Genomic DNA, 14,010 nt, shown 5'->3' with positions numbered 1-14,010 from the left:
TCATAAATCATATAGATGATCTGTATGTACTTATTGTGAGGGATAACAATGCTTTTAAAGATTTTCAAGAATAAGATTTTTCTTTATTTTGGTGAACACGGGCCTGAGCTCGATTATATTGTCGGAACAACGATCACTGATTTAACCAATTTAAAAAACAGCGCAAGCAGTACTCAACTGTCTCCTGCAACGATTACCAAAATAATTGTCGGATGGAATTACTTGGATGCCATCTTTAATTTTATGTTTGCTACCAGTTTATTTGCTGATACAAGGGATTATCGATACATGTACAATGTAGTAAAAGGGATACTCAATGTACTTGAAGGAATTGAGTTATTTGTTTTCTCTTATAATCCCCCCTTAAATGCCGCATTGAAATTAAAGGGCGGTATTGCTCTGGCAGGAACTGCATTTGCAATTGGTATGGTAGCTGATGTGGTCTGCGCTTCCATAGATTTTCAAAAGATATATAGAGAATCCTATTTTCCAACCTGGCTTGAGGAAAAACTAAAGGCGTATCAATATGCTTTGGCTCATGACCTTGATACTAAAGAATTAATAAAAGAGATCCGTACGCGCTGTAAGGCCCATATTAATGGAAATCCAATTGAGGCAAATATAATAACCAATTTAGTAAAAAATCAATTAATAAATACTACTGAAAATCCACCGTCAATTGAAGAACTAACCCACAATTTAGACTCTGTAAATACAAAAAACAAAATCAAAGATCAATGGATGCAGGAGCAGCTGGAAGAGGCATATAAAAAGAACCGAACTTTTTTGGGAGTTAAAATAATCAGTATGGTCGGTATGATTTTATTAGCTGTTGCGGGCTTTTTGGAAAACGCTAATGATAATCAGGATTCCTATCCTACACTACTGACCTTTGGGTTGGCGCTGACCACTTTTGTGGGATGCTATTATTTTCTGGTCAATGCAGAACGATGCACTAACCAGGTTACTACGCTGTATCATCGATTTTTTCCAGCTAAAAAGAATGAAAACATCGTAGTAGAGCTTGAGGAGATTCACAGTGAACCTCCGGTTTTAAGCTGATTGAGGGAACTGGCTATCCTATTCGAATTTATTTTTTATCTCACCAGGTAACTGGGTATCGATATTTTTTTCAGTTAACAAACGTTCGAATTCTTTGACGCTATGGGGTGTAGCCCAAAAATGTAAGGCATTTCGTTTTTGGGCACATACTTTGTGAATCCTATTGATCCAGTGCGGTACTTCATCATTGGAGAATGCCGATTCTTTCTGCAACTCCTGCTTTATTTTTTCAAACTGGGATGTTTTCCAATCACTGTTTCGCTTGGTTTGACGGCCATTTCGCTGGTGGTGAATGTTATTTATCAGAATGTCTATTATTTCAATCAGTTTAGCTTGCTCAGGATTGCTGCTGGCAGAATCCTGTTGCAGTTGATCATGACGATCCGGTTGGTTATCCAACTGAAGGGGCATTGATTTGGGTTGATTCTTTTGTTCTCTTGTTAGAACGATGGTTGGCTCAACCTGGTGTGATGTCAATTGCTCGGTGGGCTGAGGGTTTATTGTGTTGATAATGCCATCCAGAATAGTTGATAATTGCTGATCCTGATTGATGATGGCATACTGTAATAAATACATGAGCGTTGTCACTTTGGGGGGAACTGTCTCGCGCAGTTGGTTAATCTGAATACCTGATAAAATAGCGGCATAATGGCAAAATTGACTGATATTACATACTTGACTCAGATAGGATTGAGATTCAGGTTGTCTTGATTTGCCTTGAATAAATTGAAAAGTGTATTCAGTATGATCGCCAAGCGATTTCAAGAACAATTCTATTTGATGTTTAAAAGAGAGCGGATCCTCATCTGTAGCCCCAAGAGTATTATTAATGGCATAAATTGTTTTGGTGTTTCTGTCTAATAATAAAAAGTGTTGATGACCACCACCAAGATTACGCAAGTCATTTGGGGATTCGAGTAGCTTGGATACGCCACGGACATTAAATGCCACTCGGTTTTTTTCCAATAATTTGAATTTTAAGGACGCTACAATCTGATCTGTATTAATTGAATCCTGAAGAGAGTTTTTAATTGCAGATTCTATATCGGCATCTTCGGTACTATTGGGGGTTCTTAACCATAAATCCAATCCATTAATCTGATGTAATTCTACACTATAACCTCCAGAAGCTAATGAGTTACCTTCATCATCAGTAGTTATTTTTTTTCTTTGTTTGGGAGTACGTGTATTGCGCATACATTGGGAAATTTCCTGATATAATTCCTGGTATTCATCTCGAAAGAGCATGCTTAAATTATTAGGCAGAATGGTTTCTTCAAGAAAACGTGCACAAATAGCCTGTTGTGACGATTGATTGGAGTGAGTCTTCATTCGCAGTGGTATATCACGAATGAGGGGAATTTCAGGAGTTGCTATAGGTACTATTCCCATCTTCTGAAAAAATAATTGATAGGCTTTTACCGTGGGGTTATCGGATGCAGAACCGGAGAAGAAATCCGGAGATAACATTTCAAATTGCTGATTCGTATCAATTAGATAATCGTTGACTGTTATTAGACCCTGACCTAATTCATTAATAGTAAGCGTGTTTTCTAATAATGTTTCTATCTGGTTAAGATGTTCATAAAAATCAGGCATATCAGACATGTTCCTTTAAGTCATAAATTCAATAGATTTATTGCATATCCTGCATCGTGCTCTTCAAGTAAAATCTACAGGATATGGAATGGATTTTGAGTATTCATTCATAATTGTTCAATATTATAACATAATGTTTGTGTGAGATCATCATGTCCTATCCGGGATATCTGAATGAGCGTTTAAAGTGTTGATGCCTGTTTTATTGAATAAAACAATTTAATTTGGGGGCTTTATAATGTTAGAGTCATAGATTAAAGGTTCCAGAGAAAAACATGTCTAAATTGATACCCAAGATGCCTGGTGGTGTAATTCCTTTGTATTGCATCCAAGGATTTTCAACGTTCTCATTTGCTGTTCTGTATTCTTCACTAGCACTATATAGTACAAAGCAACTCGGATTATCCAATGTTCTTTCTAACAGCATTGTGGGTTTATTCATTGCGTTCAATTATATTTTACAATTAACCGGGGGGTTGATTGGCGGGCGATTATTAAGTAATAGAGTATTATTTTTTATCACTATTATAATCCAAAGTATGGGATTATTAGTCCTGGCATTGGCTCAATCTTCGTTGCTCTATCTGGGATTGAGTTTGTTTCTGGTAGGTTGTGGATTAAATACAACCAGTTTCAACAGTATGTTAACGCAACGGTTTCAACAAAGTGATGATCGACGGGAAACGGCGTTCTTTTTTAATTATGCGGCAATGAATCTGGGATTTTGCGCCGGATATTGTGCTAGTGGATTTTTTGATTTTTCCAATCAATATCAAAGTTTATTTTATGCATGCATCATCACCAATACCGTTACCCTGTGTTTAATAATAAAATTCTGGTCGGTTCTTAGAGATATAAATACTCCTTTGATGCAGAGAGGAGATTCGCATTATGTGTTATTGAAAAAGCTTATTGGAGTAACGATTACACTGGTTCTCATACCTATGATGTTTTTGTGTTTTCATTCGTCTAATTTAAGTAATACCGTAATTGCGGCGCTAAGTATCATAATGCTCTGTGTCATTCTGATCATAGGAGTAAAACAAAAATCTCCTGTCGATAAGCACAGAATAATGGTTTATCTCATCCTTGCAGTGAGCACTTTATTTTTTTGGATGATTTATCTGACTGGCCCTATGGGGGTGACTCTTTTTATTAAAAATAATGTAGATAAAAGCGTTTTGGGGGTTGAGCTGGCAACACAATGGATTAGAAATATGAATCCAATAGTTATCATCATTGGCGCGCCCATTATCGCCATTTTCCTGAATAAATTAAATTCTAAAGGTTATAATGTATCGGTGTCCATACAGTTTGTCTGTGCATTTGTACTTCTTGCTGGCTCTTTCTTTTTTCTAGCCTGGGGCATTAGGTATGCAAACCCTCAGGGCTATTCACATCTATTTTGGGTATTAGGTTATATTATCCTGCAAGGAATGGCTGAATTAATGATAGCGCCTGTTGGTTATGCCATGATAGGGCGTATTGCCCCTCCCCAATTTCAGGGTATTCTAATGGGTACCTGGATGTTGGTCTCTGGAATAGCCGCATCTTTTTCCCAGTATTTCTCAAATGCCATGGTCACATCAGAAATCACAGATCCTCTGATAACCAATAATGATTTTTACCTGGTATTCAAACAATTAGGAATTTTGTCATTATCAGGAGCGATATTGCTCTACTTCATCTCGAAAAAAATCAGTACCGAACTGATGAAATCTTCTGAAATTGCCACAGCAGTTTGATTATTCTGTTTAAAAGGGATGTGCATCAATACGTTATGTAGAAAAAAAATCCCGGCCTAAAGCCGGGACTCAGGTAGAGGAGACGTTATCAGTCACGACCTGAAAATGCACTGAGCAGGTTAAGCAGGCTAACAAACAGATTGTATATTGATACAAAAAGGCCTACCGTTGCTGAAATATAGTTTGTTTCGCCACTATGAATAATTGCGCTGGTTTGTAACAGAATCAATCCAGATGAAATTAAGACAAAAGCAGCGGAAATTGCTAGCTGCAGGGCGGGTATTTGAATGAATATTCCAGCTACCATTGCCAGTAAAGCTACCATTACGCCTACAAAAAGAAATCCGCCAAGGAAGCTGAAATCTTTTCTGGTTGTTAATGCATAGCCTGACAGAGCGAAGAATATCATGCCAGTACCACCTAAAGCTGTGGCAATAAGTTGTGGACCATTAGAAAATCCGGTCATATAGTAATTAAGCAGTGGGCCCAGGGTGTATCCGAGAAAGCCGGTAAAAGCAAAAACGCTGACCAGACCCCAAACGCTGTTTCTTAAAGCTTGAGTTAAGAACATTAGACCGTAGACGCCAACTATCATAAGCAGCGGATTCATTGGACCAGCGCCACTGGCATAAGACATGTAGGCTGTAAAAGCACTGAATATAAATGTTAAGCTCAGTAACAAGTAGGTATTACGCAATACTTTATTAGTAGCAAGTACTGATTCACTACGTTGAGTAAGGATTGTAACATCGTTTCGGTTCATCTTTAGAACTCCAGTTATTTATATTTAGTCTAGCATATCTATGGTCAAGTTTCCTATTTTCAAGGGTTTTACTTGAAAATTTCAGGATAAACTGCATATTAAGATAGTAGCGACACATTATTATTAAGTTGAAAAGGGTTTTCTGTCAATTTTGTTTTTAAGTCTCAGGTGCACTATAGGTTCTATAGTGCTATATACTCAAGATATAGTAAGATAAAGAACAATAAAAATATCATTCGGGGAATACTATGAAACGGGTTGCTCTGGTACAAATGGTTTCTTCATCCAGAGTGGATGAGAATTTGCAGCACATCGAACAATTTATGTTGCAGGCACGGAACGAGCGCGCCGAATTGGTAGTATTGCCTGAAAATTTTGCATTTATGGGCCTTAAAGAAACAGATAAATTGGGAATTGCAGAGTCCTATGGTGAAGGACCAATTCAGCAAAAAATCAGTCAATTAGCAAAAAAAACAGGATTATGGGTTGTCGCTGGCACCATTCCCATAAAAGGAACGGGTACAAAAGTCAGAGCAAGTTGCATTGTTTTTGATGATCAAGGTCAGCATGTTGCTCGTTATGATAAAATTCATTTATTTGATGTGCGTGTATCCGAACAGGAGGCTCATCAGGAATCTTCAACAATAGAACGTGGCCATAATGTGGTTGTGGTGGATACTCCTGTAGGTAAAATTGGACTGACCGTTTGTTATGATTTGCGTTTTCCTGAATTGTATCAACAATTATTGCGCAAAGGGGCAGAATTATTTACTGTACCCTCTGCTTTTACAGCAGTAACCGGCCTTGCGCATTGGGAAGTTCTGCTCAGGGCAAGAGCAATAGAAAATTTATGTTATGTATTAGCCCCTAATCAAGGCGGGCAGCATGAAAATGGACGACATACTTATGGTCATAGCATGGTGATAGAACCTTGGGGTAAAATTTTGTCGCAAAAGCAGGTTGGAGCTGGCATGATTACAGCCGATATTGATTTGCAACGATTAGAACAACTAAGAAGGCATTTTCCCTGTGTGGATCATCATGTTTTAGCATAATCCTGAATAATTATTTTATAGGTAACGAAATGACACAAGCTCTTGCGATAGCAAAAAAAATGTTACTGGCTCCTGCTGCTTTGGATGAGTCAGGTATCGAAAAGCTATTTAAAACAATGATGAATCGTCATATTGATGATGCTGATTTGTATTTTCAAAGCTGCAGCTATGAATCCTGGTATCTGGAAGATTCTGAAGTTAAAAGTGGCAGTTATTCTTTGGATAAAGGTGTTGGAATACGGGCAGTGAGCGGTGATAAAACAGGCTTTGCCTATTGTGATGACATCTTATTGCCTTCTATGCTGCGTGCGGCAGATGCTGCACGTTCCATTGCGCTCACCGGTTCAAAAGTAGTTCAGCCCATTCATGTCAGCAGTTCTCCGGTCAGCCGTTATCAAGGACTCAATCCTATAGAAGGGATGAGCAAACAGGAAAAAATCGCTTTATTGGAAGCCATTGATAAAGAGGCTCGAAGCATTGATCCCCGCGTTATTCAGGTAAATGCCTCATTAAGTGGCTGTTATGAGGTTGTTATGGTCGCAGGAATGAACGGCCAGATGATCGCCGATGTTCGACCTTTAGTCAGTGTCAATGTCAGTGTGATTGTTGAGGACAAACAAGGTAGACGTGAGGCAGCACGAACTGGAGGCGGTGGCCGGGTAGCTTATTCTTATTTCACAGAGAAAGAGAATGCCTTAAGTTATGCCAGAGAAGCAGTGCGTGAAGCGTTGATCAATCTGGAAGCAAAACCGGCTCCAGCAGGTACTATGCCTGTTGTATTAGGCCCAGGTTGGCCTGGAGTATTGTTGCATGAAGCAGTGGGACATGGATTGGAGGGCGATTTTAATCGAAAAGGGCTTTCTGCATTTTCTGGTCGGTTAGGTCAGCAGGTTGCTGCTGCAGGCGTAACGGTAGTGGATGATGGAACCTTGGCAGATAGACGTGGCTCGTTAACGATTGATGATGAAGGAACTCCTTCTCAATGTACTACCTTGATTGATAATGGAATCCTGGTGAATTACATGCAGGACAAATTAAATGCCAAATTGATGGGCATGCAATCAACAGGTAACTGTCGTCGAGAGTCTTATGCTCATATTCCTATGCCCAGAATGACCAATACTTATATGTTGGCAGGACAACATGATCCCGAAGAAATAATTCGTTCAGTTGAATATGGGTTGTATGCTGTTAATTTTGGCGGTGGACAGGTGGATATTACTTCAGGCCAATTCGTATTTTCTGCAAGCGAAGCTTATTTAATTGAACACGGTAAAGTGACTCAACCAGTAAAAGGTGCGACTTTAATCGGTAATGGTCCTGATGTGATGAAAAAAATCAGCATGATAGGCAATGATTTGGCGCTTGATCGAGGGATTGGCGTTTGTGGCAAGGATGGACAATCAGTCCCTGTTGGTGTAGGCCAGCCTACGCTTAAAATTGATGCCCTGACAGTTGGTGGAACAAATTAAGTGATTATGGGGTTACTCGAGAAAATTTAGCACTCAGTGTTGCAATTGCGAGCTTTATCGTGGCATTGTGCTTCGTCATTCCGAATGCAATGAGGAATCTCCTGAATTCAGCACTGTGCTAACTTTTGGAGATCCTTCGCTGCGCTCAGGATGACGTAGCCGGAGAGTTATATTTATCTTAACCCGTTCGATTGAGGTTCAGAAGGCAATATGATGTTATTGTCTTTTAGTAAAGCCTTAAATTCAACAACACTATGAGGTGTCGCCCAGAAGTGGAGCGAGTTGCGTTTAATTTTGCATGCATCCATTATTTTACTTACATATTCTTCTTGAAATGTGCCAGACTCCTCACTATTGGTGAGTTTATCCAGTATCGATTTTAAATCAGTTATTTTTTTATGATTGATACTTGAAGTATAACGTCCTCCTGCTCCATTACTTATATTTTTGATTAGGATTGAAACGATATTAATTAGTTTTGTTTTAGCATCCTCTGATATTGAGGTTACAGGAGTTTCGTTTGAAATCTGTTCTGATGCATTTACAGGAGGTGTTTCATACTGATCAGCTATTGTATTGTCGTTATCAGGCCCCTCTCCAGGATGTTGTTGATCTGGTTCTTGAGTTTGGGGGCTTGTTATCTGGCGTTGGGATTGCTCTTCGATAGCGAGATTCTGAACCATCGCAGCAGCACTATCAATTACCATTATTCTTTCATGTGCGCTTTGTTCAATTGTTTTTATCTTCTTTTTGATGGTTTTTTGTATTAAGTCGTTATGGGTATTCATTCCATCAATTGTTCCCAATAATTGTGTTTTATGGGCTTCAACTTCTTCTTTGCTCTGAATGTTTTCAAAGTTGATCTCAAGTGCTGCTATGCTTAAGGCAACCGGGCGTTGTTCTAATATAGAATCCCATCTCTCTTTCTGTGAAGGCGTCATAAAAGGAATGAGTTGTTCCAATCCTTTAAAGGGTGTAAATTCAATGCCTTCAGTAATAGCTTCTTGCCAACGCTCTTGACCCACTTTTGATAATGTCATCATAACTCCTCCATAACTTGATGTCTTGGGAAATTTATCACCTATCTGCGACTCAAATGTATTTAACAATTTGGGTATAAAGTTGAATGTAATATAAGAGACACGCTTTTCGTTTAAGCCCAAGAGGAAGTCCTTATTATCCATTAAATCTTGTGCTGTTAGTTTACTGTCCTTAGGCCAATTTTTTTCTTTTCTTAAAATCTTCAGGAATTTTTTTAGATATTTCGGTTTCAGTTTTTCTGGATTGGTTAAGTCTTCTACGGAATGGTTATTTTTTAGAAGCTCCATGTTTGGAAGTAGAAGACCATGACGCGTATTCAAATACGATACTTTATGGTCATTAGGTATCATTCCCATATAGAGATGGAATATATGAGAAGACCAGGCAGCATCCAAAGTTACAGTTTTTTTCTGTTCCAAAGCTTCTTTAACTACCTCTCGCATCACAGCAGTGCCATAACCACTGCCCTGAAAGTAACTATCTACTCTATCTAAATGGATTGAACGTTCTTTTCTGATAAGCTTATACTGTCCTCTTTTTAATAATTCTTTATGCGCTAATTCGTCATGTTTGCCTTTAGTCATATTGTTCCCTTATTCTATGATTGAACATCAACCAGTGTCTTCAGGATAAAAAATCATTAATTGAACGCCTCTACCGGCATTAGGGTGAGTTTTTATCTAATTGAATTTTTATTGAACTATTGTAGTTTTTTTTTATTAAGGAAATATTAATACAGCTCCATATTCCAGGAGCTGGCTTGCTTCGAGTTTAATTTAATATGGACGTTGTTTAACCTCTTCTCCTTGATTGTTGATCTGTTCTTCAATGTGATCCAACATTTTTGAAGAGTTTGTTTGATGAACAAAGAAGAAGTTTTTATTTGAGGCTAAATTAACCACCCCTTTAATTACCAATCCAACGCCACCTAAGAGTGCCAGGCTCAGATTAACTAAAAACTCAGACCATCCTCTGTGTTGGTCGAGAGTCTTGTGCGCTGTACTGATTAAAGCTTTGGTTTCATTTCTATACGTAGCATAACTTTGGTGAATTAAATAGCTCTGATTCGCCGCTTGTAAACCTGATTTAAGGGTTATAGCGACTTGATGAGCCTCATTTAGTGATTTAAATTCACTGAAGTTATGTGCTGCTAGTGCTTGTTTACGGCGGAGCGCAAGATCGCTTATCTTATCGTCAAGTTTCTTCATATTTAATGCGATGTTACTTTTGCTGGTTTGCTCTAATTTAGTTGCTGGAGCACTCATATCTTCATCTGGACTTATAGTTTTAGAGTGATCAAGAGTTGGTTCATTCGCTATGACTTGAGGATCTGATGGTTTTGCTGATACTCGAATATTGACATCTTCATCTGGACTTATAGTTATAGAAGGATGATTCTGAAGCAGGAGTGCGATCTCATCCAGTCTCTTCTGAATTTCAGGATTACTTGAAGTAGGCAGAAGATCGATCGCTTGCTTTCCATCCGTTCGTTTTAGAGTAAGATCTGCTCCTGCGTTAATCAATGCCTTGATGATCTTAGTGGTGTCATGTTTACCACTTTTCTTTACAGCAAGCATTAGGGCGGAGTTGCCATTAGTCATTTGCAGATTCACCGATGCATTCTTTGTAATAAGCAGTTGTACTGCATCGTAATCATTTGCGAGTACTGCTTTCATTAAAAAGGTGTTTCTTACTTTACCTATACGCTCATCAAATTGATTTATATCAAGTCCCGCTTTGATGTACCGATCAAGTTTTTTTTCAGTAATCGAAATTTTATGTTGTACATTAACATGTTCCTTCGACATAAACGGACCGAGATGTTGTGGTTTATCGAAATATGTATAGATTGAGTTTAAATTCGGTTTAATTCCTTTTTGATGCATTACCTGGAAGGCCTCATCATTGAGGATATTGTCAGTCCATAGTGCACGACGAACTAATTGTTCCAGATAGTTCCTATCCGTTATTTGTCTGACATATACCAGCACAGCATCTCGATTAGCATTTTTCACGGCTTCCTCACACAATCCTTTTAATCTGGCCTGATTTAATTGTTGAAATGATTTCGGATTATTATTTTTTGATAACTGCTCGATTGCGTCGATTATTGCCGGGTCATTCCATGAAATTTTGCTTGCTTTGAATAGTAACGTTTTCAATATATTGAAACGATTATCGTTTGTTGTTTTTGTTGCTATCAAAGCTATCAAGTCTTCTGATGAATTAAGTTTATAGTTGTATTCTTCAATGAGAAATAACGCGATGGGCTCCTGATTGTGTTCGATAGCGGTTTTTAGTGCCGCTTTAAATGCTTTAGAAGACAGGCGAGTTCCTTGTAATAACAAGGTGATATCAAAAATTGATTTTTGGTTTTTGACCGCATCCACAATTTCTTCTGTAGTAATTGGTTTGGCACCTTTTTTGAGCAGAAAATCGATTAAATCAGGGTTGGAATGTTGATAGATTGCTGTTTGAAGAGGAGTAAGACCTTGCTCATTTCGCTCTTCAAGATCGGCACCATTGCTAATCAGGCGTTCTAAAATATGAAATGAGAATTTATGAGCATCTTTGAGGTAGTTGAATAGGCTGGGTCTTATTGGCTCGGCGTATCGGGTTGTAGTGAAACCCAGATTTTGTGTTTGTATATGAGCAATTAATTGTTCACTCAGGCTTTTCTCAGGGGCAAGAGTGCCATCAACGGCTGCTGATATTAATTTTTTAATTTCCATTAATTGTTTATTGAACTCAATCACTTCCGAATTTGTGGATTGGAATTGAGGGACAATTGTTGCACAATAATAAGAAGAATATGCAAAAGGGATTATATTATCTGCACTCGTTGAATACCGTCCAACAGATAAATCGATTGTATTTATTATTCCATTAGGCATCTTTTCAAACAGGATGATTGCAGCACTTCCTTTTCCTCCAGGACACACTGCTAACAGATTTTTATTTTGATTAAACAGAACACCGTAGAACTCTCTGCCATGTCGATTAGGCTCAATCACAGTGCCCAGTTTTCCTTCAGGAACAGTTTGGTGTTCACTGGTATACAGTCTCAGATAGTCTTGAATCAATGCTAATGAACTATCGGGATAGTCGCAAAACAGTTTATCGTATCCTGTTGTTGCTGATTTCACCGCATCTCTATAAGGATTGGGTTCGTCAGGATTTATTGCGGATAATTTTGAATTGAATTGATCGGTATTGAGTATCTCCCACGATTCATCAGTTAATGCATAATGTTTTATAGCTGATTGATCTGCTGGATGACTGGTAGCTGCAACGCGTGCATTCGTCTTATTATTATCTTTAGTCATTAAAGATGTATCGTGTTTCATGATGTAACTCCTAATGTAAATAAACGTCTGATTTTGCCTTTCTGAGTTTAATTTTGGCATTTGGAGATTAATTGAACATTAATTTTGCTGTGTATTTATTGATGACGGCTATGAGTAATTTCAATGTTGCTTGATTTTCAGTCGTACAGTACCATTTTTGAATGAGGTAAGAATAGGTACATGGCGATCGTAGTAACTGTTCTAAATTTTTAATTCAAGACAGTTCCCACGCATATTATTTCATATCGGAAGGTATTCTGATTTTTATTCCATATAAATACCTCAATTCCAAACAAGCATTTCAGGAAACCACTTAGGTATTTCCTCAATTAATAATAATTAAATAACAAAATAACCATGATGTATAAATTGCGCTAGGAGAGTTTTTGATACGTTTTAAAGTCTTCTATTCTAATAATATCGCAACATTCTTCTGTATGTGAATAAACAATAACAGCATCACCAGATGCAAGTTTATCTATTAATTGTTTCTTTTTAATTTGAATATCAATTTCATACTCACCGTAATCAGTAGCTTGACGAGTAATGATATCAATAATCAAATTTTCCAAGGCTTCTTTACTTAATAAAGTATAATCAATCTCAATCATTTTTCCCTCAGGGCACTTCTCAATTACTTTTGAGTGTAACATTCACTCGCCAGGTAATACTAATTTTAGAACACTAGGGTGAACTGTAATACGCCCTCGTTTTCCCCAATTAACTATTCTAAACAGCAATCAATGAATCTCTAAAGACGTATACATCATGGGCTTGTTTCAAGTAGGCGTGTTTCCTGGATCTCTGGATTTTTTGCACCAAGAATGGATCGAAGCTCTTGCAGATATGCTCCTTTATGGGAACGTAAGGAAATAGCGCCACGAATTGTTGTTTTTAATTGCTTCAGATCAGGATTCTGTAACTTGAAGGAAGTTCAAAAATTATTTCATAAATAAAAATTACTTTTAAAAAGAGATGTAATCTCTACTATTATATGAACTAAACATTGATTAATAAAAAGGCATCTCCTTGAAGACTAAACGACTAAAAATTGGTTTGGCACTGGGTAGTGGATCTGCTCGAGGATGGGCTCATATTGGGGTGATCAAAGCCTTAACCCAATTGGGTGTTCCTATTGATTGTGTTGCCGGTTGTTCCATTGGTTCATTGGTCGGGGCTATCTATGCCTGTGGAACACTGGATGCATTTGAGCAGTGGGTGTTAAAACTTGACAGAAAAAAAATGAGCAAGCTTATTGATTTGAATTTCACAGGAGGAGGGCTGATTTCGGGAAGTAAGTTAATGAATTTTTTTAAAGAATTTGGGCTGGAAAAGAAGATAGAGGAACTTCGAATTCCATTTTGCGCCGTGGCTACTGATCTTAATACGGGTCGTGAAGTCTGGCTGAATAAAGGGTCATTGGTCCCCGCGATTCGTTCTTCAATATCATTACCTGGTTTATTTACTCCTTTAGGCCATGAAGACCATTGGCTGGTAGATGGAGGTTTGGTTAATCCCGTGCCTATTTCTTTATGTCGAGCTATGGGTGCAGAACTGGTCATTGCAGTAAATCTTAATCACGAATTGTTACGTTCAGTTCATAGTCCTATGGAACAATCGGGAATGCTATCTATTTTTAGTCTTCGTTTTGATAAGTTATTACAGCGAATTTTTGGCTATAGTGAAGGGCCAGGTTATTACGATGTATTAACAAAAAGTATTAAAATAATGCAAGATCGAATCACTCGTGCCAGAGCTGTTGGTGATCCTGCTGATTTAACTCTGATTCCTCAATTGCCTCAGATTGCTTTACATGATTTTCATCGAGCTGAAGAAGCAATTAACGAAGGGGAGGCCTGTGTATTAAGAGAAAAAACTAATATTTTACAATTAGTTGGTCTAGACTAATATTAAAGTGATTTAATA

10 protein-coding genes are annotated in these 14,010 nt (G+C 37.9%); 5 read left to right on the top strand and 5 right to left on the bottom strand.

Features of this window, described 5'->3' with window-relative positions; translation table 11 throughout:
- Positions 1 to 48 precede the first annotated feature (48 nt).
- Positions 49 to 1,062: a hypothetical protein gene (locus IZU94_RS07595; RefSeq protein ID WP_203109507.1), complete on the top strand. Its 1,014-nt coding sequence runs from the start codon at positions 49 to 51 to the stop codon at positions 1,060 to 1,062.
- 18 nt (positions 1,063 to 1,080) lie between these two features.
- Here the strand turns inward: IZU94_RS07595 and IZU94_RS07590 are convergent, their stop codons facing one another.
- Complete coding sequence (locus tag IZU94_RS07590) at positions 1,081 to 2,661, bottom strand: hypothetical protein (protein ID WP_203109505.1); 1,581 nt, start codon at positions 2,659 to 2,661, stop codon at positions 1,081 to 1,083.
- A 275-nt stretch (positions 2,662 to 2,936) separates the two neighbouring features.
- On the opposite strand from IZU94_RS07590, the gene IZU94_RS07585 reads away from it, so the two are divergent.
- Positions 2,937 to 4,406 carry a peptide MFS transporter gene (locus IZU94_RS07585; protein WP_203109503.1) on the top strand — a complete coding sequence of 490 codons (1,470 nt, stop codon included), beginning with the start codon at positions 2,937 to 2,939 and terminating at the stop codon, positions 4,404 to 4,406.
- An 88-nt stretch (positions 4,407 to 4,494) separates the two neighbouring features.
- Here IZU94_RS07585 and IZU94_RS07580 read toward each other — a convergent pair whose 3' ends face one another.
- Positions 4,495 to 5,169, bottom strand: a complete 675-nt coding sequence (locus IZU94_RS07580; RefSeq protein WP_028384901.1) for a Bax inhibitor-1/YccA family protein — start codon at positions 5,167 to 5,169, stop codon at positions 4,495 to 4,497.
- A 248-nt stretch (positions 5,170 to 5,417) separates the two neighbouring features.
- On the opposite strand from IZU94_RS07580, the gene IZU94_RS07575 reads away from it, so the two are divergent.
- Positions 5,418 to 6,224: a carbon-nitrogen hydrolase family protein gene (locus tag IZU94_RS07575; protein ID WP_203109502.1), complete on the top strand. Its 807-nt coding sequence runs from the start codon at positions 5,418 to 5,420 to the stop codon at positions 6,222 to 6,224.
- Positions 6,225 to 6,253: 29 nt separating this feature from the next.
- Positions 6,254 to 7,696, top strand: coding sequence for a metalloprotease TldD (gene tldD / locus IZU94_RS07570; protein WP_203109500.1), 1,443 nt, complete (start codon positions 6,254 to 6,256; stop codon positions 7,694 to 7,696).
- Between the two features lie 173 nt (positions 7,697 to 7,869).
- Here the strand turns inward: tldD and IZU94_RS07565 are convergent, their stop codons facing one another.
- The 3 genes from IZU94_RS07565 to IZU94_RS07555 all read right to left on the bottom strand — a co-directional run bounded on the left by IZU94_RS07565 (position 7,870) and on the right by IZU94_RS07555 (position 12,737).
- Positions 7,870 to 9,321, bottom strand: a complete 1,452-nt coding sequence (locus IZU94_RS07565; protein ID WP_203109498.1) for a GNAT family N-acetyltransferase — start codon at positions 9,319 to 9,321, stop codon at positions 7,870 to 7,872.
- 192 nt (positions 9,322 to 9,513) lie between these two features.
- Positions 9,514 to 12,084 (bottom strand): ankyrin repeat domain-containing protein, encoded by a 2,571-nt coding sequence (locus IZU94_RS07560; RefSeq protein WP_203109496.1) that lies wholly within the window; start codon positions 12,082 to 12,084, stop codon positions 9,514 to 9,516.
- Positions 12,085 to 12,458: 374 nt separating this feature from the next.
- On the bottom strand, positions 12,459 to 12,737 hold the full coding sequence (locus IZU94_RS07555; protein WP_238400343.1) for a YheU family protein: 279 nt from the start codon (positions 12,735 to 12,737) through the stop codon (positions 12,459 to 12,461).
- Between the two features lie 376 nt (positions 12,738 to 13,113).
- Here IZU94_RS07555 and rssA point away from each other — a divergent pair, with 376 nt between their 5' ends.
- Positions 13,114 to 13,992 (top strand): patatin-like phospholipase RssA, encoded by an 879-nt coding sequence (gene rssA / locus IZU94_RS07550; protein WP_203109494.1) that lies wholly within the window; start codon positions 13,114 to 13,116, stop codon positions 13,990 to 13,992.
- Positions 13,993 to 14,010: the final 18 nt, after the last annotated feature.

Origin of the sequence: Legionella bononiensis (genome assembly GCF_016786215.1) — a bacterium.
GTDB classification, from domain to species: domain Bacteria; phylum Pseudomonadota; class Gammaproteobacteria; order Legionellales; family Legionellaceae; genus Legionella; species Legionella bononiensis.
The sequence above is the reverse complement of the archived record's forward strand: the minus strand, read 5'-3'. Positions and strand labels throughout refer to the sequence as shown.

Excerpts from the sequence above, each read along its gene's own strand:
- IZU94_RS07595 (WP_203109507.1), top strand. The coding sequence starts at position 49 with ATGCTTTTAAAGATTTTCAAGAATAAGATTTTTCTTTATTTTGGTGAA.
- IZU94_RS07590 (WP_203109505.1), bottom strand. The coding sequence starts at position 2,661 with ATGCCTGATTTTTATGAACATCTTAACCAGATAGAAACATTATTAGAA.
- IZU94_RS07585 (WP_203109503.1), top strand. The coding sequence starts at position 2,937 with ATGTCTAAATTGATACCCAAGATGCCTGGTGGTGTAATTCCTTTGTAT.
- IZU94_RS07580 (WP_028384901.1), bottom strand. The coding sequence starts at position 5,169 with ATGAACCGAAACGATGTTACAATCCTTACTCAACGTAGTGAATCAGTA.
- IZU94_RS07575 (WP_203109502.1), top strand. The coding sequence starts at position 5,418 with ATGAAACGGGTTGCTCTGGTACAAATGGTTTCTTCATCCAGAGTGGAT.
- tldD (WP_203109500.1), top strand. The coding sequence starts at position 6,254 with ATGACACAAGCTCTTGCGATAGCAAAAAAAATGTTACTGGCTCCTGCT.
- IZU94_RS07565 (WP_203109498.1), bottom strand. The coding sequence starts at position 9,321 with ATGACTAAAGGCAAACATGACGAATTAGCGCATAAAGAATTATTAAAA.
- IZU94_RS07560 (WP_203109496.1), bottom strand. The coding sequence starts at position 12,084 with ATGAAACACGATACATCTTTAATGACTAAAGATAATAATAAGACGAAT.
- IZU94_RS07555 (WP_238400343.1), bottom strand. The coding sequence starts at position 12,737 with ATGTTACACTCAAAAGTAATTGAGAAGTGCCCTGAGGGAAAAATGATT.